General features: G+C 73.9%; 14 protein-coding genes. 9 read left to right on the top strand and 5 right to left on the bottom strand.

The annotated features are described in order from the left end of the window. Nucleotides 1-5 precede the first annotated feature (5 nt). Both ACIRS4_RS13950 and ACIRS4_RS13945 read left to right on the top strand, forming a co-directional pair. Nucleotides 6-779 carry a 4'-phosphopantetheinyl transferase family protein gene (locus ACIRS4_RS13950; protein ID WP_404194542.1) on the top strand — a complete coding sequence of 258 codons (774 nt, stop codon included), beginning with the start codon at nt 6-8 and terminating at the stop codon, nt 777-779. A 37-nt stretch (nt 780-816) separates the two neighbouring features. Further along, entirely contained in the window at nt 817-2,106 is a 1,290-nt protein-coding gene (locus ACIRS4_RS13945; RefSeq protein WP_404194540.1) for an NAD(P)/FAD-dependent oxidoreductase, read from the top strand. A gap of 98 nt (nt 2,107-2,204) precedes the next feature. On the opposite strand, the gene ACIRS4_RS13940 is transcribed toward ACIRS4_RS13945, so the two are convergent. Continuing rightward, nucleotides 2,205-3,083 (bottom strand): BTAD domain-containing putative transcriptional regulator, encoded by an 879-nt coding sequence (locus ACIRS4_RS13940; protein ID WP_404194537.1) that lies wholly within the window; start codon nt 3,081-3,083, stop codon nt 2,205-2,207. Between the two features lie 231 nt (nt 3,084-3,314). After that, the gene (locus ACIRS4_RS13935) at nt 3,315-3,959 is read right to left on the bottom strand and encodes a MerR family transcriptional regulator (RefSeq protein WP_404194534.1); all 645 of its coding nucleotides are present in this window, start codon (nt 3,957-3,959) and stop codon (nt 3,315-3,317) included. A gap of 87 nt (nt 3,960-4,046) precedes the next feature. Here ACIRS4_RS13935 and ACIRS4_RS13930 point away from each other — a divergent pair, with 87 nt between their 5' ends. Continuing rightward, nucleotides 4,047-4,472, top strand: a complete 426-nt coding sequence (locus ACIRS4_RS13930) for a DUF3291 domain-containing protein (RefSeq protein WP_404194531.1) — start codon at nt 4,047-4,049, stop codon at nt 4,470-4,472. A gap of 240 nt (nt 4,473-4,712) precedes the next feature. On the opposite strand, the gene ACIRS4_RS13925 is transcribed toward ACIRS4_RS13930, so the two are convergent. Next, complete coding sequence (locus ACIRS4_RS13925) at nt 4,713-6,260, bottom strand: MFS transporter (protein WP_404194529.1); 1,548 nt, start codon at nt 6,258-6,260, stop codon at nt 4,713-4,715. A gap of 242 nt (nt 6,261-6,502) precedes the next feature. Here ACIRS4_RS13925 and ACIRS4_RS13920 point away from each other — a divergent pair, with 242 nt between their 5' ends. Further along, the gene (locus ACIRS4_RS13920) at nt 6,503-7,219 is read left to right on the top strand and encodes a TetR/AcrR family transcriptional regulator (protein WP_404194526.1); all 717 of its coding nucleotides are present in this window, start codon (nt 6,503-6,505) and stop codon (nt 7,217-7,219) included. A gap of 85 nt (nt 7,220-7,304) precedes the next feature. Here ACIRS4_RS13920 and ACIRS4_RS13915 read toward each other — a convergent pair whose 3' ends face one another. Together ACIRS4_RS13915 and ACIRS4_RS13910 are read right to left on the bottom strand one after the other, a co-directional pair. Beyond that, nucleotides 7,305-12,491, bottom strand: a complete 5,187-nt coding sequence (locus ACIRS4_RS13915; RefSeq protein WP_404194524.1) for an SDR family NAD(P)-dependent oxidoreductase — start codon at nt 12,489-12,491, stop codon at nt 7,305-7,307. Nucleotides 12,492-12,755: 264 nt separating this feature from the next. After that, the gene (locus tag ACIRS4_RS13910; RefSeq protein ID WP_404194521.1) at nt 12,756-14,075 is read right to left on the bottom strand and encodes a phenylacetate--CoA ligase family protein; all 1,320 of its coding nucleotides are present in this window, start codon (nt 14,073-14,075) and stop codon (nt 12,756-12,758) included. 362 nt (nt 14,076-14,437) lie between these two features. Between ACIRS4_RS13910 and ACIRS4_RS13905 the strand changes: the two genes are divergently transcribed. Genes ACIRS4_RS13905 through ACIRS4_RS13885 form a run of 5 tightly spaced genes read left to right on the top strand, consistent with a single transcriptional unit; the run spans nt 14,438 to nt 19,720 of the window. Beyond that, nucleotides 14,438-15,505, top strand: coding sequence for a ketoacyl-ACP synthase III family protein (locus tag ACIRS4_RS13905; RefSeq protein WP_404194518.1), 1,068 nt, complete (start codon nt 14,438-14,440; stop codon nt 15,503-15,505). Nucleotides 15,506-15,515: 10 nt separating this feature from the next. Next, nucleotides 15,516-17,135, top strand: coding sequence for a (2,3-dihydroxybenzoyl)adenylate synthase (locus ACIRS4_RS13900; protein ID WP_404194515.1), 1,620 nt, complete (start codon nt 15,516-15,518; stop codon nt 17,133-17,135). A gap of 1 nt (nt 17,136) precedes the next feature. After that, nucleotides 17,137-17,430 carry a phosphopantetheine-binding protein gene (locus ACIRS4_RS13895; RefSeq protein ID WP_404194512.1) on the top strand — a complete coding sequence of 98 codons (294 nt, stop codon included), beginning with the start codon at nt 17,137-17,139 and terminating at the stop codon, nt 17,428-17,430. Continuing rightward, entirely contained in the window at nt 17,427-18,911 is a 1,485-nt protein-coding gene (locus ACIRS4_RS13890; RefSeq protein ID WP_404194509.1) for an amidohydrolase family protein, read from the top strand. The genes ACIRS4_RS13895 and ACIRS4_RS13890 overlap by 4 nt, the downstream gene beginning before the upstream one ends. Then, nucleotides 18,908-19,720, top strand: a complete 813-nt coding sequence (locus ACIRS4_RS13885; RefSeq protein WP_404194507.1) for a 2,3-dihydro-2,3-dihydroxybenzoate dehydrogenase — start codon at nt 18,908-18,910, stop codon at nt 19,718-19,720. Before ACIRS4_RS13890 ends, ACIRS4_RS13885 begins: the two co-directional genes overlap by 4 nt. Nucleotides 19,721-19,962: the final 242 nt, after the last annotated feature.

Genomic DNA, 19,962 nt, shown 5'->3' with positions numbered 1-19,962 from the left:
GCCGCGTGACCCGGAGCGAGACGAGCCACCTGTGGCTGCTGCCCGAGCGGGCCGTGGACTCCTTCGCCTCCGCCCTCGGCGGCGCCCGTCTGCTCAGCGCCGGTGAACGGGCGGGCCTCGACCGGCGGCTCACCCCCGGCGCGCGCCGCCGTCACCTCGGCGCGCGGCTGCTGTGCCGGTACGCCCTCAGCGCCCGCACCGGCCGCCCGCTGGACCACTGGCGCTTCACCGCCGGCGTCCACGGGCGGCCCGAACCCCGACCGCCCCACGACGGCGTCCGGTTCAACCTCTCGCACTGCCCCGGGCTCATCGCCTGCGTCGTCACCCGTGGCCGCGGCTGCGGCGTCGACGTGGAGCCCCTGCCCGCCGCCCCCGAGCTCACCGACCACCTGGCCCGGCGGCTCGCCCCGGCCGAGCGGGCGGAGCTCGTCGCGGCCGCGCCCGGGGCGCGCGGGGCGCTGGCCGGCGAGCTGTGGGTGCTGAAGGAGGCCTACCTCAAGGGGCTGGGCACCGGGCTCACCCGCGACCTCGGATCCTTCGCCCTCACCCGCCGCCCGGGCGGCCGCATCGCCGTGCACGATCCGCTCCAGCCGCCGGACGCGGCCGCCCGCTGGCACTTCGACCTGCTCTTCCCCGGTCCGGGCCACGTCCTGGCGGTGGCCACGGAAGACGGCCGACCCGGACAGCTGCGCCGCACCGATCTCGCCGACCTGAGCGACCTGACCGCTCCGCCGGGACCTCCCGGCCGCGCCGCTCTCACCGACCTCACCCACGCATGACGCCTACGCATGACACCGACCTGTGAAGGACATGACCATGTCGCAGCCCACCCTCCCTCGTGTCGCCGTCGTCGGCGCCGGTGTCTCCGGTCTCTCCGCGGCCTACCACCTGCGTGACCGCGCCCGTGTCACGGTCTTCGACCGCGAGGACCGCATCGGCGGCCACGCCAACACCGTGGAGGTCGAGGAGAACGGCAGGACCCTCGGCATCGACACCGCGTTCGTGGTGTTCAACCGGCCCGCCTACACCAACCTGTGCGAGTTCTTCGACGAGCTGGGCGTCGAGCAGGTCGAGCACAAGGGCGCCTTCAACTTCTTCGACCTCGACAGCGGACTGGAGTACGGCACCCGCGAGTTCGACCTCGCCGAGGAGGAGGTGGCGGCCCGCTACTCCGAGGAGTTCCTGACCATCTGGCGCGAGGCGCGCCGCTTTAACACCGAGGGGCGCCGGGACTTCGTCCGCAAGAAGGCCGACGTCCCGCTGGGCGAGTACCTCGACCGGGGCGGCTACAGCGAGGCGTTCCGCACCTCGTACGTCATCCTGCTGTGCTCGGCGGTGTGGTCCATCCCCGCCGAGCTGATCTGGGAGATGCCCGCCAGCACCGCCATCGCCTTCTTCATGGGCCACGACGAGGGCGGGCTCGGCGGGCGGCAGGTGGACTGGCGCACCGTGGGCGGCGGTTCGATCTCCTACGTCCGCAAGGCGCTCGCCGCCATCGGCCCCGAGATCCGCACCGGCGAGCCGGTCACCTCGATCCGTCAGGACGACGACGGCGTCACCGTCACCACCGCCCGCGGCAGCGAGCGCTTCGACCACGTCGTCGTCGGCGCCCACGCCGACGAGGCGCTCGCCCTGCTCGACAACCCCACCGAGCGCCAGCGCGAGGTGCTGTCCAAGGTCCGCTACAACGGCTCCCGGGTCGTCCTGCACACCGACCCCTCGGTGATGCCCGCCGACCGCGAACGGTGGGAGGCCTGGAACTACGGCAAGGTGCGGGTCGACGGCCAGGACCGCACCTACGTGGCCTATTACATGAACAAGCTCCACGGATTCACCGCCGAGAAGGACTACTTCGTCACCCTCGACTATCCGCGCGAGGTCGCCCCGGAAACGGTCATCGCCGAATTCCCGTACACGCACCCGATCATCGACGTGTCCGTCCGCGAGATGCAGCAGGACATCTACGACGTCAACGTCGGCACCCGGGTGAAGCTGTGCGGCGCGTACTTCCACGCCAAGCGGCACGGCGTGGACCAGATCGGCTCGCACGAGGCCGGGTATTCCTCCGGACGGGAGGCCGCGGCGCAGATCGTCGCCGAGCTCTGAACCCGTCTCCGCTCATCGGTGGCAACGCCTCGCGCCCCCGCTTTCCGGCGGGGGCGCGAGGCGTTTTCATGGGGAGGGACCGGTGGTTTTCCGGAACGTCAGCCCCGGGGGGACAGCAGGACCTGTCCGCTGAGCAATTCCCGGAGATAGCCGGACACCGACTGCACCTCCTGCTCCGCCTCCGGCCGGCCGGTCCCGAACGGCCGCGCGCCGGCAGCGGGGGGTGCGGCGGAGCGGGCGCCGATCCGGTCCAGGCGGGCGGTGAGCAGCGGGGCGCCGTCGGCGCCGGCGGGCAGATGGCGGCGCGCCCGGTGGTAGACGCCGATCGCCTCGGCCTCCCGGCCGCAGCCGCACAGCGCCTCCATCAGCTGGTCGTGGAAGCGCTCGCGCCAGGGGTGCGCGGCGGCGACCTCCTCCAGCTCGGGCACGACATAGCGGTGCAGACCGGTGCGCAGCGCGCAGTCGAACAGCAGCTCCAGCGCCTGCAGTCGCTCCTCCTCCAGCCGGGCGGCCAGCCGCGCGCAGAGCGGGCCGTGGGCGCCGCCCTCCAGTACGGTGCCGCGCCACAGGGCGAGCGCCTCGCGCAGCGTCGCGCAGGTGTGCTCGGGGTCGTCGGCAGCCGTCCGGCGCGCCCGGGCCAGCCCCTGGCGGAAACGCCCGAAGTCGGTCTCCGAGGGCGTCGCCTCCAGCAGGTATCCGCAGCCGCGCGCCACGAGCCGTGGCGCGTGCGCCCGCTGCGGTTCCAGGTCCAGCAGGGATTTGCGCAGCAGTGAGACATGGGCGTTGAGGGTGCTCGCCGATTTCCGCGGGGGTTTCGCGCCCCACAGTTCCCGTACGAGTGCTTCACGGGACACGGTGCGATGGGCCTGTGAGACCAGGGCGCCCAGCAGAAGGCGTTGTTTGGGGGCGTTGAGCGGTGTGTGCCGGCGGCGCACGTCGTCGTACAACTCGGGTGACCCCAGGATACGGAACTGCATTTCCCTTCCTCCCCGCGAAGCGTTTCACAAACGGCTTGCCGTCGTTTTCCGTTCGCCCCGAGAAGACCACGCGGAAGGGACCGTGTTCCTGAGTTTCCGGTACTCACTTGTGTCCGCGGACGACAGGGCCGCGAATCGGTGAAAGGGCTCACCGGCACGTGTAGTTGAGTACCTCCCACTCACGCGTCGGTCACCCGGCCGGCGGTGGGGAGGGGCCGGGGCGGCGCGGTGTCAGGCGCCGAACCGGGTGTGCGACTCGGCCTCCTGCGCGAGCCGGCGCAACGCGAGCAGCGCCGGTTCCAGCAGGAAGGTCAGGAGCACCGCCCGCTCGGCCTTCTCGAGCGGGTCCGACGGCGCTTGCAACTGGTCGAGATCGAGGACCGCGGTCTTCTCCGCGAGTCGGGCGTAGGGCAGGAGCGACTGCCAGTCGTAGTCGACGCCCAGGGAGCGCAGGGTCCAGAGCGTCCGGTCGATGACGTGCCGGGCCGGATTGTGCTCGGTGACGTCCCAGCCCAGCTCGGCGAGCAGGGAAGCGGCCTCGGAGCCGCCCGGAGAGGAGGAGTCCTCCTCGTCGGACTCGCCGGGCTTCTCGCCCGGTTCTCCGGTGGGCGACAGCCCGAAGACGAGGCCGAGCAGCGAGTGCGTGTCGGTCTGGCCCTCGGAGACGGCGTCCAGCACATTGCGGGCCGCGCTGACGGACAGTCCCCGCACCCCGATCAAGGCGCGGATCAGCCGCAGCCTGCGCACATGGTGCTCGTCGTACTCCGCCTGCGTCGCGGCGGTCGCACGACCGGGCGGCAGCAGGCCTTCTCGCAGGTAGTACTTGATCGTCGCGGTGGGGACACCGCTGCGACGGCTCAGTTCTGAGATGCGCACAGCTTTTCCGTTCCGTCCACTGGCATTGGGCAGCGCCACTGTCTAATATAGATAGTGCCACTCACCAACTGTGGAGGCGAGACTACCGTGCCCACTCTTCCCTGGGTGAAGCCGAACCCGGCCCGGCCCAACACCACCGCCTTCATCATGGCCTCGCGGCTCGAGGTGCGATCGCTGAAGGACGTGCCGCGCTTCTTCCTCAAGTCCCTGTCGGCGTGGGGGCAGGTGCGCAAGGCGCCCGGTGCCCTCGGGGCCTCGCTGGAGGCCCAGCTGACCAAGGGCGTGTTCTTCACGCTCTCCGCCTGGGAGGACCGGGACGCCCTGTACGCGTACGCGCGGGCGGAACCCCACAAGAGCATCATGGTCGGCCTGCGCTCCACCATGCGCGACTCGACGTTCACCTTCTGGGAGACGCCGGTCGGGCAGCTGCCGATCGACTGGAAGGACGCCAAGCGGCGCATCGACGCCCAGGCCCGCACCGACGCCGCCGACGGCGGGACCGCCGTCCACTGAACGTCCGGCCCGGGGACACCCCCGCTCCCGGGCCGGGCTCGACCGCCCGAGGCCGCCCACCACGACCGGTGGGCGGCCTCCGACGCGTGCCCGCACACGACCACCGCCGCACCGTCCGCCGCCCGCGCCCGCCGTGCCGTCTTGTCCCACCGCCACCGCCACCGCCACCGGCGCGGCGCCGCCCGCCCCTGGACGGGGCGGGCGGCGCCGCGCTCGCGTGCGCTTCGCGCTTCGCGCGCCTCAGGCCGGGCGGGCGGCGCTGTCCGCGGGGTCGGACCGGAGCGTCTCCTGCTCGGGGATGTCCTGCGGGCGGGGCGCGGAGGGGCGTACGACCAACAGGACGAGAACGCCGGCGACGAGCGCCGCGAGGCCGCTCGCGAGGAACGCCCGGTCCAGGCCGGCGGCGTAGGCGTCCTCGACGGCGGCCGTCGCCGCGGCCTTCGACTGCTCCGGGACGCCGGCGAGCACGTTCGCCGACTGGCCGCCGGTGACGAGTTCGGCCGCCTCGTCGGTGTGCGTGAACAGCCCGCTCGCGGAGAGCTTCGTGGCGACCGCGCCGGAGATCAGGGTGCCCACGGCCGGGATGCCGAGCGCGAAGCCCAGCTGGCGGAAGGTGTTGGCGGCGCCGCCCGCCATGCCCGCGCGGTCGGCCGGTGCGGCGGCGAGCGCGGCCGAGGCGAGGATCGGCGAGGCGATGCCGACGCCCAGGCCGGTGACGAGGAAGCCGGGCAGCAGGGCGAGCCAGCCCGAGGAGCCCGAGACGGACATCTCCATCAGCGTGCCCGCGCCGATGAGCAGCAGACCGCCGCCGATCGGGTACTGCGGCGGCGCCTGGGCGAGGAAGCGGCCCGCGAGCCCGGCCGCGACGAAGGACATGCCGCTGAGCGGCATCAGGATCAGGCCCGCCTTGACGGGGCTGAAGTCCAGCACCGTCTGCGCCCACACCGACACGAACACCAGGTTGGCGAAGGCGGCGGCGCTGAAGACGACCGCCCCGGTCATGAGGCCGCCGAAGGACGGGGTGCGCAGCAGGCCGAGGTCCAGCATCGGGTCCCGCCGGCCCCGCTCGACGAGGACGAACGCGAGCAGCGCGAGAGCGGAACCGCCGAACAGCAGCAGTGTGCCGGTCGCGCCCCAGCCGTCCTCGCCCGCGCGGATCAGGGCGAAGATGAGCAGGGTGGCGGCCAGGGTGAAGCCGACGGCGCCGGGCAGGTCCACACGGCGGTCGGTCCGGGTGGACGAGCCGCTGAGGTGTTTGCCGCCGATGTAGAGGGCGACGGCGGCGACGGGCAGGTTGACCAGGAAGATCCACCGCCAGTCGAGGTGCTCGGTGAGCACGCCGCCGAGGATGGGGCCGGCGGCCGCGGCGGCGCCGTTCACCGCGCCCCACAGGCCGAAGGCGACGCCGCGGTCGCGGCCCTCGTAGTTGCTCGCGAGGAGCGCGGTGTTGGTGGCGAACATGGCGGCCGCGCCGAGGCCCTGCACGCCTCGGGCGGCGATCAGCATCTCGCTGCTGTTCGCCAGGCCGCAGGCGAGGGAGGCGAGCGCGAACACGGCGAGACCGGCGAGGTAGACGCGGCGGGCGCCGGTGAGGTCGGACAGTGAGCCGAGCGCCATCAGCAGGGCGGCCAGCACCAGGACGTAGACGTCGACGACCCACTGGAGGGCGGAGAACGACGTGTCCAGGGAGTCGGTCATCTGTGGCAGGGCGACGCTGACGATGGTCACGTCGACGAGGAGCATGAAGGTGCCTAGGCACACGGCCAGCAACGGCATCCATTTGCGCATGGGCGGAGGCCTCTCCGGGAGGAGTGGACGGGAGTGAGGGCGCGCGAGCACGCGTCGCCCGGGAGCGGAGCGCGGTGTGCGGGGACGCGTGCGAGAGGGTTGACAGACACCCTCTTAGACAGTGACTAATAGCTTACAGCATGCTCTTAGACAGTGGCTAATAGGTTAGACTTGATCATTGAACGCACTCACCGGTGCCGGAGCCGCCGCGCCGACCACTCCCACGGACAGGTGGTTTCGCCATGTCGCAGACAGCGCCACGCCGCAAGTCACGCGCCTCGTCGGGGCTGCCGCCGATCACGGCCGACAAGATCATCGACAGTGCGGTCGAGCTCACCGCCGAGCGCGGGCTGGACGGCTGGTCGATCCGGCAGGTCTCCACGAAACTCGGCGTCTGGCCCGGCGTCATCGCCCACCACGTCGGCGACCGGGACGCGGTGGTCATGGGCGTCACCGACCGGGTGATCTCCCGGATACCCGTGCCGGACGCGGACGTTCCGTGGCGTGAGTGGTTCCGCACGCTGATGCTCGAAGGGCGCGCGGTGCTGCGGCGGTACCCCGGTGTGGCACGCCGGATGGTGGTCGTGGGCCCCAATGTGCCGTCGGCGCTGTCGACGATCGACATCGGCATAAGGGTGCTCCTGGACGCCGGCTTCGGCGAGCATGCCACGCAGGTCTACCGCTACCTGCTCAACAGTGCCTTCATGCTGGTGGCCGTGGAGGACGACCGCGGCGACTACCCGACGGCCCGTGCGGACATGGGCCGCGTCATGGCCGCGTTCGCCGGCGACGACACCCGCCCCGGCCTCGCCGCCGCGGCCGCGGAGGCGATCGCCCGCGAGGCGAACCCGGCGGACGTCGCCGACCACGAACTCGCCTTCTTCCGCTTCACGGTGGAGCGCAGCCTGGACGGCGCGGAGGCGATGCTCAGGCCGCCGGCGGAGAGCGCCGACCACTGACTCACCCCCCATGACCGGTGCGCCCGGACGCGTGCCGGCGCGGGGGAGGGGCCGGGTGTCGTGGGGCCGGCCCCTCCGGGCAGCGTCAGGCCGTGGTCTGTTCCTGGGGGGCGCGGGTGTCCGCGAGCGTCGTGGCCAGGAAGGCCGCCATCTCCGAGACCGTGGGGTGGTTCCACAGGAGCGTCGCGGGCAGGGGCACCCCCAGGTCGCGTTCCAGGGCCACCCGGATCGCCGCGGCGAGCAGGGAGTCCACGCCCGCCTCGGTGAGCGGCCGGTGGACGCCGACCGCCTCCGGGCGCGTCCCGAGCACCGACGCGACCCGCCGGCGGACGTCCTCCAGCAGGTATGCGGCCAGGTCGTCGCCCGTGAGACCCACCCAGTCGGGCACCTCCTGCGGCTGGGCGGCGTCCTCGGCGGCCAGCTCGGCCAGAAGCGCCGGCCGTGGACCGGTGTGACCGCGCAGCAGGCCGATCACCGCCACCAGGCCGCTGGTGGCCCGCCCGGCCGTCTGGTCGAAGGCGCGCAACGCCACGTCCGGGGCGATGTCGGCGGTGCCGCGCGCCGCCAGCTCCACATCGGTCGCCTCGGCGGCCGTCGCCATGCCCATCCCGCGCCAGCTCGTCCACGCCATGGCCACCGACTCCGTGTGCCCCCCGAGCCGCCGGTGCGCCGCGAGCGCGTCGAGGAACGCGTTGGCGGCGGCGTACGCGCCCTGGCCCGGCAGGCCGAGCAGCGGGCCGGCGGAGGAGAACAGCACGAAGAAGTCCGTCGTGCCCGGCGGGAAGAGCTCGTGCAGGACCAGCGCGCCGTCCACCTTGGGCCGCATCACCGCACGCAGTTCCTCGCCCCGCAGCCGGTGCATCAGCGCGCTGTGCACCGTGCCCGCGGCGTGGACGACGCCCCGCACCGGCGGCAGGTCGAGCGCCTCCAGCGCCGCCCGCACCGCCGCCGCGTCCGTGATGTCGGCGGCCACCGTGCGGACGGTGACCCCGGCCGCCTCCAGACGCCGCAGCGCCTCGACCCGCGGATCGCCGTCGGACCAGCGGGCCCGCGGTGGCACGGGCGTGCGGCCCAGCAGAACGATCCGGCGGGCGCCGCGCTCGGCGAGATGCCCGGCCAGCTTCAGGCCGAGCACGCCCAGACCGCCGGTGACGAGGTACGTGCCGTCCGGGCGGCAGGTGAACCGGTCCCCGTCCCGGGCGGGTTCGGCCGGCACCAGCCGCGGCGCGCACACCTCGCCGTCGCTCACGGCGAGCACCGGCTCGGCGGGCCGCAGATGGAGCAGATGGAACAGCGGGCGTGCCGGCAGGTCCTCCGCCGGTCCCCGCGGCACGTCGATGACGCCGCCCCAGAACTCCGGGTGCTCGCTCGCCACGACCCGGCCCATGCCCCACAGCGGGGACCCGCCGAGGTCGGCGGCCTCGCGCACCCCCCGGGTCAGGCACCACAGCACCGGCTTGCGGCCCGGCAGCGCGGCGACACCGGCCACCAGACGGGCGAACTCCACCGCCACCTCGGCCGGTTCGGCGCCGTCGGGCGCGAACAGCACGTGGTCGGCGTCGGCGAGCCCGGCCGGGTCGGCGCTCACCGTCGCCCCGTGCGCGGCGGCCTCGGGCACCAGCGCCCGCGCCACGTCGATCGGGCCCAGCACCAGGACCGTACGGCCCACCAGGGCGGACCGCTCCGCCCCGTCCACCGGGAACGGCCGCCACGCCACCTCGAACCGGCCGCCCGAGCGCGGCTCCTCGCCGGACAGGTCCCCGTCGAGTTCGCCGTAGTGCAGCCCCCGCAGTGTCGCGACGGACCCGGCGCCGAGCGCGGCGTCGCCCGCCGTCTCCCCCAGCCCCCGCACCTCGACGTGCACCGTCGTGGGGCGGTTCTCGTCGAGGCGGACCGTGATGCGTGCGCGGCGCGGTGCGGGGCCGAGACGGGTGACGTGGTCGATGTGCGCGGGCATGCGCAGGACACCGGGGCCCGGGAAGATCACCGACGCCATGGACAGCGCGGCGTCCAGGACGGCCGCCCAGCTGCGGTCGAGGTCCGAGCTCGCCACGGCCGTCAACGTGCCGTCCCCGCGCCGCAGTTCTTCGATCGTCCACGGGTACCCTATGTCGGCGACGCCGAGTTCCGCGAGCCGCTCGACGACGTGGCCGGGGTCGAGCGCCTCGGACGCGTCCGTGACGACGAGGGGTGCGCCCGGCCCGGCCGGCTCCCCGACGGCGGCGAGCGTGTGCGTCGCCCACGCCGTGTCCGGCGCGCCGGCCCGGCGCGAGACCAGGCGCAGCCCGCCCTCGTCGCTCACGATCTGCACCTCGCGCGGCTCCTGCTGCGGGACGACCACCGGCTGCCGCAGCCGCACGTCGGTCAGGACGTCCGTACGGCCCGCGGTGAGGAACGTGTTGATCAGGACGGCCGCCGGGACGATCTCGGTGCCGAGCACGGGGTGGCGTCTGGGATACGGCCGGGTTCGCAGGTTCAGCGTGGTCTGCCAGACGCGGGTGCGTGAACCGTGCACCGCGGTCTCCGGGCCGAGCAGCGTGTCCACCGGCGGCTCGGCGCCGCCGCGTGCGTCGACCCAGTGCCGGTCGTGCTGCCAGGCGGCGGTGGGCAGATCGGTGAGACGGCCCGCGGGCTGCAGCACCGACCAGTCGATCTTCACGCCCCGGCAGTGCAGCGCGGCCAGCGAGGCGAGCAGCGTCGCCTTCTCGGGCCGGTTGCGGCGCAGGCTCGGCACGACCAGCGCGTCGCCGGCCCCGGCGAGGGTCTCGGTGATCGAGTGGCTCACCACCGGGTGCGCGGAGACCTCCAGGAAGAGCCGGTGGCCGTCCTCGACCGCCGCCCGCACCGCCTGGTGGAAGCGGACGGGGTTGCGCAGGTTGCCGGCCCAGTAGTGCGCGTCCTGCCGCCGGCCGCAGCGCGGGTCGTCGACCGCGGTGAGGTAGAGCGGGACCTGCGGGGTGCGGGGTTCCAGATCGGCGACGGCGACGGCGAGGTCGCCGCTGATCTCGTCCATGTGGGCGCTGTGGAACGCGACGTCGGAGTCGACGCGGCGGACCGTCCAGCCCAGAGCGGCCCACCGCTCGGCGGCCTCGTCGACGGCCGCGACGTCGCCGGCCACGACGGTGGAGGAGGGCGCGGCGGCGATGGCCGCGCACAGGTCGTCCCGCGCGACGCCGATACGGTCGCGCACCTCGTCGAAGGGCCGGTCCACCATGATCATGGCGCCTTTGCCGGCGACCTTGCGCAGCAGGGCGGAACGGCGGCAGATGAGGCGGGCGCCGTCCTCCTCGGTCAGCACGCCGGCGGTGACCGCGGCGGCGATCTCGCCCACGGAGTGCCCGATGACCGCGCCGGGCGCGAGGCCGTGGCGGCGCCACACCTCGGCGAGGCCGATCTGCATCGCGAAGAGCATCGCCTGGATGACGTCCACCGATTCCAGGTCGCCGCCGGTGAGCACCTCGCGCGGGGTGACGCCGAGCTCCTCGGCGTACACGGGGCCGAGCCGGTCGACGGCCGCGGCGAACACCGGCTCCTCGGCGAGCAGTTCCCGGCCCATGCCGACCCACTGGGCGCCGTGGCCGGAGAACACCCACACGGGGTTCCCCGCACCGCCGGCCGGCTCACCGGTCACGAGGGCCGGATCCGGCCGGCCCTCTGCCAACGCCCGCAGTGCGTCGACGAGTTCGTCCCGGCCCGCGGCGAGGACGACGGCACGGGCGGCGAGGTGCGCCCTGCGGTGCGCGAGCGTGTGACCGACGTCCGCGAGCGCGTGCCCGCCGAGCCCCCGGGCCAGCCGCCCCGCTTGAAGGCTCAGCCCGCCCGCGGTCGCCGACGACACCGGATACAGGGCGGGCCCCCGCCCGGCCGCCGCGCCCCGCCCGGCACTCGGCGTTCCCGCTGCGCCGCCGGCCGGTGAATCCTGTCCGTCCCGCGCAGCGATCCGCGGAGCATCCGCCGGGGCCTGTTCCAGGACCGCGTGGGCGATCGTGCCGCCGTAGCCGTAGCTGGCCACGCCTGCCAGGCGGGGGCGGCCGGTCTCGGGCCAGGGGGTGGGCTCGGTGACCACGTGGAGACCCGACTCCGCCCAGGGGATCTCGCGGCGCGGGCCGGCCACCGACAGGGTGGGCGGGATGACGCCGTGCTCCATCGCGAGCGCCGTCTTGATGAGCCCGGCGATGCCCGCCGCGGCCTCGCAGTGGCCGATGTTGGTCTTCACCGAGCCGATGAGGCACGGCCGGGCCCCTCGGCGCCCGGCCCCGACCACCCCGGCGAGGGCCGACGCCTCGATCGGGTCGCCGACCCTGGTGCCGGTGCCGTGCGCCTCCACGTAGTCGACGTCGTGCGGGGCGACGCCCGCCGCTTCGTACGCCTTGCGCATCAGGTGCGCCTGGGCGGCCGCGCTGGGCGCCATGATGCCCTCGGTGCGGCCGTCCTGGTGGACGGCGGTGCCGCGGATCAGCGCGACGATCCGGTCGCCGTCGCGCCGCGCGTCGGCGAGGCGCTTGAGGACGACGATGCCGCAGCCCTCGCCACGGCCGTACCCGTCGGCGGCCTCGTCGAAGGCCTTGGAACGGCCGTCCGGCGAGATGGCGCCCGCGAGGTCCAGCACCGTCGTCAGGCCCGGCCCCGCCATCAGCATGACGCCGCCCGCGAGAGCGACCGGCACCTCGCCCGCGCGCAGACTCGCGCACGCCTGGTGCACCGCCACGAGCGAGGACGAGCACGCCGTGTCCACGGCGACGGACGGTCCGCGCAGATCGAGCGTGTACGAGATCCGGTTGGGCACACCGCACAGCGAGGAGCCGATGCCGGTCCAGGCCTCCACGCCGGGCAGGTCCTCCAGCAGCCGTCGGCCGTAGTCGTCGGTGCCGACGCCGATGAACACGCCCGCGTCGGTGCCGGCCAGGCCGGAGGCCGGGATGCCCGCGTGCTCCAGCGCCTCCCACGCGACCTCCAGCGCGATCCGCTGCTGCGGGTCCAACTGGCGGGCCTCGGTGGCGGAGACGCCGAAGAACGACGCGTCGAAGCCGGCGATGTCGTCGAGGAACGCGCCGTTCGACGTCACCCGCGACAGCAGGGCCGCGTTCTCGCGGGACTGCGCCCGCTGCGGCGCCCACCGCTCCTCCGGAAGGGGGCCGGACGCGTCCACCGCGTCCATCAGCAGTTCCCACAGGGCGTGCGGCGAGTCGGCCCCGCCGGGGAAGCGGCAGCCGATGCCGACGACCGCGATCGGATCCTCGGGGTTCGGCGGGAGTCGGTACACATCGCTCATGGGGTCACCGCTCACGGTCGGCGTCGCCCGCGGCGGACGACGAGGGCAGGAAGAGTAAGAGCTCCGAACAAAAGTGGAGTCCGATCAGCTCGCGGCGTCCGGTGCGTGCGATCGCAAGGCGCCGGAAGCTCCTCGTAGCGGAGCTACCAGGGGCTTCCGGCAACGCGGCGAGCGTGCGTGCCAGACCCCGCGAGCCGCGCTCCACTGTTGTTCGGAGCTCTGAGGACGGGAGGGGAGAAGGCACGGGCGGAGCGGGGAGCCGGCTCATGCGAACGTGACTCCCTTGCTCCACGCGTCCCAGTTCTCGCCCTCCGCGAAGAGGTAGCGGGCCTTGAGGATGTCCCGCTGTGCGGTGAGGGCCTCGACGGGGACGAGCGTCCCCGGGGGCAGACCGGTGACGCGGTGCGGTACGCCGAGCCGGCGGTCGATGGCCTCGCCGAGCTCCTTCACGGCCCGGTCACGGACCGCGTCCGGCGCCTCGAACTCCACGCGCAGCACGTCGTGGTGGGCCATCGCCCGCCAGAACAGCACCTCGTAGCGCGCCGGCAGCCCGAACACCAGCTCCTCCAGGCGCTCCTGGGTGACCGAGGCGGAACCCACCGGGTACGCCGTGCCCGCGCGTCCGAGCACCCGCACCGTGGGCAGTGCCCAGCCGCAGGCGCACGGTTCGGCCGACACCTCGACCTCGTCGGCGAGGTTGTAGCGCAGCAACGGCATCGCGTCCCGGTACAGCGGTGTGACGACCATCTGGCCCCGGCCGGACGGGGACAGTTCGCCGGTGCGGGGGTCGTACACCTCGAAGACCGCGCGGTCCGCCCACAGGTGCAGCGCCCCCTCGGGGCACTGCCCCGCGATCGTGCCGGTCTCGGTCGACCCGTACTCCTCGACGACCGGGATGCCGCCCCACAGTTCGCTCAGCCGCCGCCGGCGCACCGCGGTCAGCGGCTCGGCCGCGGTGAACATCGCCCGCAGGGACGGGAAGTCCTCCGCCGGGCGCAGTCCGGCCGCCCGGGCCGCGGCGGCCAGCAGCGCGATCTCGGTCGGGTTGCACCAGGTGAGCGTCACGTCGAGGGACCGCAGGACGCGCACCATCCGGGACAGCGGGGTGGCCAGCGACCGCGCGTCCCCCGGCACGACGGTCGCGCCGCGCAGCCGTCCGGCCGCCTGTGCGAGATGCCCGGTGATCACCAGGCCGTAGGGGGTGCGCACCAGGAACGTGTCGGACCGGCCGATCCCGACCCACTTGCGCGCGAAGCGCTCCGCGAGGTCCGTCCAGTCCTCGTCGGTGTAGTAGGAGGCGGTCGGCTCGCCCGCCGTACCGCTCGACTCGTGGTAGGTGGAGAGTTCCTCGCGGTCCACCGCGAGCATGCCGAACGGGTACTGGTCGCGCAGGTCCTGCTTGGTGGTCGGCTCGACGCCGACGAAGTCCTCGGCGGTGCGCGGCGCGTCACGGCCCCGGTAGCGGGCCGCGTAGAACGGCGAGCGCAGCGCCTGGGCGAGCACCCTCGGCAGCTGTGCCCGTTGCAGCTCGGCGAGTTCGGCGGCATTCGACCAGTCGCCCGGTTCCGGACGCGACCTCGACATGGGTTCTCCCTCGTGACCTAGTGACCTCGTGGTCTGGTGACCGCGTGGAGCCGCCCCTCCCGGGGGCCGGCGGCCCGCCGCCGCGGACGGGCCGTACGGCGGCTGCGCAGGCAGCAGCACAGCAGCGCGGCCCGCGCAGCGGCGCGAGTAGTCGGTACTCAAATCGGCCACCCCGACCGCCGCCCGGAACCCCACGGGCGACGTGCGCGACCCGCCCCGCGCGAGGGGCGTCCGGGGCCCCGCCGGTTGAGTACCGCCTACTCATGAGTGCCGGACGCGACCGGTGTTGTGCTTGCCGCCGACCCACCCCCGCCCCCAAGGACCCACCCCACCAAGGCCCCACCCACGAAGGAGTCGGCTCGATGAGGACTGCGAACCTGTATCTCGCCGGGATCGGCAGCCACCTGCCGCCCCTCGTCCCGGCCGAGCGCGCGGTCGCGGACGGCCTGTACGACGAGGGGGCCCGGCAGGCCTCGGGCATGCGGTCGGCGGCCGTCAGCGAGTCGACCCCCGCCCCCGAGCTGGCGATCGACGCGGCCCGCGTCGCGCTGGCCGGATCCGGGCACGGCCCGGAGGACGTCGGCATCCTGCTGCACAGCTACACCCACCACCAGGGCCCCGACGGCTGGTCCGCGGTGCACTACATCCTCAACAACACCGTCGACCGCCCGATCCCGGCCGTCGAGGTCAAGCAGGGCTGCCTCGGCATGCTGGCCTCCCTGGAGATCGCCGCCAACCGGCTGACGGCGAACCCCACGCACGACGCGGCGCTGATCACCACCGGCGACAACTACTCGACGCCCGGAGTCGACCGCTGGCGGGCCTCGGGGCTGTTCGTGCTCGCCGACGCGGGCTCGGCCGTGGTCCTCTCGCGCCGCACCGGCTTCGCCGAGCTGCTCGCCGTGGGCTCCCTGTCCGACTCCTCCATGGAGATCCTTCACCGGGCCGGCGAGGAGCTCTTCCCCCCGGGCGTCACCCGCGGCCGGGGCCTGAACTTCGCCGAGCGCGCGGAGAAGGTCCGCGAACAGTGGGCGGAGGGCCAGGCCCCACCGATCAAGAACTTCGGCGACCGTGTCGCCGAGATCACCGAACGCACCCTCAAGGAAGCGGATCTGACACTCGATCAGATCGTCCGGGTCTGCCACGTCGGTTTCGGTCGTCCCGCCCTGGAGGCCATGTTCCTGCTGCCGCTGGACGTGCCCGAGGAGAAGACGGTCTGGGAGTACGTCAGCACCGTCGGCCACACCGGCGCGGCCGACCTCTTCCTCGGCCTGGAACACGTGTGGCGCACCGGACAGGTGCGGCCCGGCGACCATGTGCTGCTCATCGGCGCGAGCACCGGCATGGAGGCCGGCGCCGCCGTCGTCCGCATCACCGAGGCCGCCGCCGACAGCGGTCCCGCAGCCGCCGCCGCAACCCCGGAAGCCTAGGAGCGCGACGATGCTCGACGGATGCACCCCCTGGCCCGACGACGTCGCCCGCTGTTACCGGGAGCACGGCGTCTGGCGCGGGGAGACCCTCGGCGCGGTGCTGCGCGACCGTGCGCGGCGCCACGGGGACAGGATCGCCCTCGTGCACGGCGAGCGCCGTGTCGGCTACGCCGAACTCGACCGCTGGGCCGACCGGCTGGCCGCCGGGTTCGCCGCGCACGGCATACGCCCCGGCGACCGCCTGGTCGTCCAGCTGCCGAACGTGCCGGAGTTCGTGGCGATCGCCTTCGGCCTGATGCGGCTCGGCGCCAAGCTGGTCTTCTCGCTGCCCGCGCACCGCGCCAGCGAGATCACCCACCTCGTCGAGCTGAGCGGCGCGGTCGGCTACGTGGTGCCCGAGACGCACCGCGGCTTCGACCACCGCGAACTGGCCCGACGGGTGCAGGCCGACACCGGCACCCTCACCTCCCTGTTCGTGCTGGGCGACAAGGCCGAGGGCTTCGTGTCGGTGGCCGAGCTGGAGGCGGCGGCCGGCGAGGCGCCGCCGCTGCCCGAGCCCGACCCCGCGGACGTGGCGTTCTTCCTGCTGTCCGGCGGCACCACGGCCCTGCCCAAGCTGATCCCGCGCACCCACGACGACTACGTGTACATGTCGGAGCGGGCGGCCCAGGTGTGCGAACTGACCGAGGACGACGTCTACCTCGCGGTGCTGCCCATCGAGTTCAACTTCGCCTTCGGCTGCCCCGGAGTGGTCGGCACCCTCCAGACCGGCGGCACCGTGGTCCTCGCCGACACGCCCAACCCGGCGGACTGCTTCCCGCTGATCGAGCGGCACCGGGCCACCGTCACCGCGATGGTCCCCTCGATCATGGCGCTCTGGCTGGACGACGCCGAGTGGACCGAGGCCGACCTGTCCAGCCTGCGCCTGGTGCAGGTCGGCGGGGCGCGCATGACCCGCGAGTTCACCGAGCGCATCCAGCCGGCCCTGGGCGCCCGCCTCCAACAGGTGTTCGGCATGGCCGAGGGCCTGCTCACCTTCAGCCGGCCGGACGACCCGGCCGAGTCGGTGCTCACCACCCAGGGCAGGGCGATCTCCGACGCCGACGAGATCCGGATCGTCGGCGAGGGGGGCGACGAACTGCCCGCCGGCGAGGTCGGCGAACTCCTCACCCGCGGCCCGTACACACTGCGCGGCTACTACCGGGTACCCGAGTACAACCGGCGCGCCTTCACCGATGACGGCTTCTACCGCACGGGCGACCTCGCCCGGCTCACCCCGGACGGCGACCTCGTCATCGAGGGCCGCATCAAGGAGATGATCATCCGCGGCGGCGACAAGGTCTCCGCCGGCGAGGTGGAGGACCTGCTGCTCGCGCACCCCGCCGTGGCGGCGGCCGCGGTGGTGGGCGTGCCCGACGAGTTCCTCGGCGAGCGGATCTGCGCCTATCTCGTCGCCGACGGCGCCGAGCCGTCCCTCGCCGATCTCAAGCGGTCGGTCCACGCACGCGGCGTCGCCGACTACAAACTGCCCGACGCGGTGCGCTACCTGCGCGAGCTCCCCCTGACCCCGCTCGGCAAAGTCGACAAGAAGGCGCTGGCCGCGCAGGCCGCGTCCGAGCAGGAAGGCTGATGTGAACACCTCCTCCGCCCCCGCTTCCCCTCCGTCCCCGCCCACCGAACAGGAACTGCGGGCGACTCTCGCCCCCGTGCTCGGGGTCCCGCGGGACGCCATCGAGCCGGACGCCAACCTCGTCGTCCTGGGTCTGAGTTCGCTGGAGATCATGCGGCTGGTCAGCCGCTGGCGCAGGCAGCGCATCCCGGTCGAGTTCGAGGCGCTGGTCGCCGCGCCCACGCTCACGGGGTGGCTCGCGCACTTCGCGTCCCTCGCCCGGCCCGTCCCGGCCGGGCCCGGGGCGGCGTCATGAGCGTCCAGCTGATCTCCGGCGGCACCGTCTACACCGCCGACGCCCATGAGTCCGTGCACGCGCGCGGCGCCGTGCTGATCGTCGACGACCGGATCGCCGCGGTCGGTTCCGCAGCCGAGGTGGACGAGGCGGTCGCCGCCCTCGACCCCGCCCGACGGGCCGGACTGCGCACCGTCGACGCGCGCCGGATGATGGTCCTGCCCGGCTTCGTCAACGCGCACTGGCACGAGATGTTCGCGATGCGACTGCCGATGCGCGGCGCACTGCGGCCGGTGTCCGACCGCGACGACCAGGTCGCGTTCATGGGCGGCGGCGGCGACATGCACCAGATCTCCGCCACGTTCGACCGCTTCGACGACCTGATCGACGGCATGACGCCGGACGAGGCGCAGGCCATCGCCGAGTACTCGATGTGGACCCAGCTGCGCGGCGGCGTCACCACCCTCGGCGACATGGGCTCGCTCAACCGCCCGGCGTCCATGGTCGCCGCTGCCCGCCGGCTCGGCATCCGCTTCTCCGCCAGCACCTGGGCGAGCGACGCCGTCTGCCCGCCCGAGCAGTCCCGCTTCGTGCGCACCCGGGACGCCGACCGCATCCTGGCCGGCTTCGAGGAACTCGTCGGCCTGGTCTCCGCCGACGCGTCCGGCCGGCTGCGATGCCGGCCGAGCATCGCCTACGTCACCAACATGACCGACGAACTCGCGCGTGGCATGGCCGAGTTGCGGGAACGCCACGATCTTCCCTTCGCCACGCACGTGAGCGCGCTGCGCAACGAGGCGCACGTCATGCGCACCTACCACGGCGAGACCGGGCTGCGCCGACTGGCCGAACTCGGCCTGGTCGACGACCGGTTCATGGCCGGACACGCCGGATTCCTCGACGAGCACGAGCAGAAGTTGATGCTCGCGGCCCGCGCCCACATCAGCCACTCGCCCGGCAAGTACGGCCCCTCGGGCGAGTCCTCGCTGACCGAGACCGGCGTCGTACCGGCGCTGCGCCGCGCCGGGCTGGACGTGTCGCTGTCCACCGACGGCTCCTCGACGCCCAGCGCCGGCATCGCCGAGACCATGCGCGCCGCCTGGCAGATGTACAACGAGATGAGCGCCGACCAGACCGAGGTGCTGCCCACCGACGCGCTGGCGATGGGCACCCGGATCGCGGCCAAGGGGCTGCGCTGGGACGACGCCGTCGGCAGCCTGGAGCCCGGCAAGCAGGCCGACCTGCTGCTGGTCCCGGCCGACGACTGGCGCTATCTGCTCAACCCCCGGCCGCTGGAGAGCTTCCTGTGGCTGGCCGGGTCGGCGGACGTGGACACGGTGATCGTCGGCGGCCGCACGCTGCTGCGCGGCGGGAAGAGCGTCGAGGTCGACGAGGCGGCGCTCCAGGAGCGCTACCTGGAGGCCCTGCGCGGCTTCTCCACCCGTACGCTGCGCATCCCCGGCGACGTGGTCGGGCGGGTCCTCGGGCAGGTGACCCGGTGAGCGCCCCGGCCGTGCGCACGCCCCCGGCGACGCCGTCCGCCGAGCTGTCCGGGGTGGCCGTGGTGACCGGCGCGGCGGGCGGCATCGGCGCCGAGGTGGCCCGCGCCCTCACCGCCGCCGGCGTTCCGGTGGCGCTGCTCGACCGGGACGTCACGGCGCTGTGGCAGCTGGCGGCCGCCCTGGAGAGGGACGGGAGCCAGGTGCTCGCGGTCGCCGTCGACGTCGCGGACAGCGCGGACGTGGAGGCCGCGATCGCCGAGGTGGAGTCCGGACTCGGCCCGATCAGGCACCTGGTGAACGCGGCGGGCGTGCTGCGCAGCGGACCGGCGGCCGAACTCACCGACGAGGAGTGGGACCACACGTTCGCCGTCAACGCGAGCGGGGTCTTCCACGTCAGCCGGTCGGTCGCCCGCCGGATGACGCCGCGCGGCCGGGGCGCGATCGTGACGGTCGCGTCCAACGCGGCGTTCACGCCCCGGGTGTCGATGTCCGCGTACGCCGCGTCCAAGGCGGCCTCCGCCATGTTCACCAAGTGCCTCGGTCTGGAGCTGGCCGGCCACGGCATCCGCTGCAACGTGGTCGCCCCCGGCTCCACCCGGACCCCGATGCTGACGGCCCTCCAGGGCGACGCGGCCGAACGCGCCTCCGTCGAGGGCGTCCCGGACGCCTACCGTGTGGGCATCCCGCTCGGACGGGTCGCCGAGCCCTCCCACATCGCCGACGCGGTGCTGTTCCTGCTGTCGGAGCGCGCCGCCCACATCACGATGCACGAGCTGACCGTGGACGGCGGGGCGGCCCTGGGCGGCTGAACCGCACACCCCGCAGACCACCACCCTCCCGACGGCCCCGCGGCCCCTTCCGACCGGCTGCACCGCCGCCGTCGGCCGCGCGGTCCCCGACCGCCGCCTTCGACCGCGGCGGTCCTGCGCCGCCCCCGCGGCCGGCTTCTGCGCGGTCCGTATCGCGCCGGCCTCTGCGCAGGCCCTGCGACCTCCGCCGCCCCGCACGGCGACCGTCACCGACCGCGCCCGCGCGGCGCCGAACCTCCCCG

This window comes from Streptomyces sp. NPDC101166, assembly GCF_044768125.1.
Taxonomy (GTDB): Bacteria; Actinomycetota; Actinomycetes; order Streptomycetales; family Streptomycetaceae; genus Streptomyces.
This window is presented reverse-complemented; position numbering and strand designations above follow the sequence as displayed.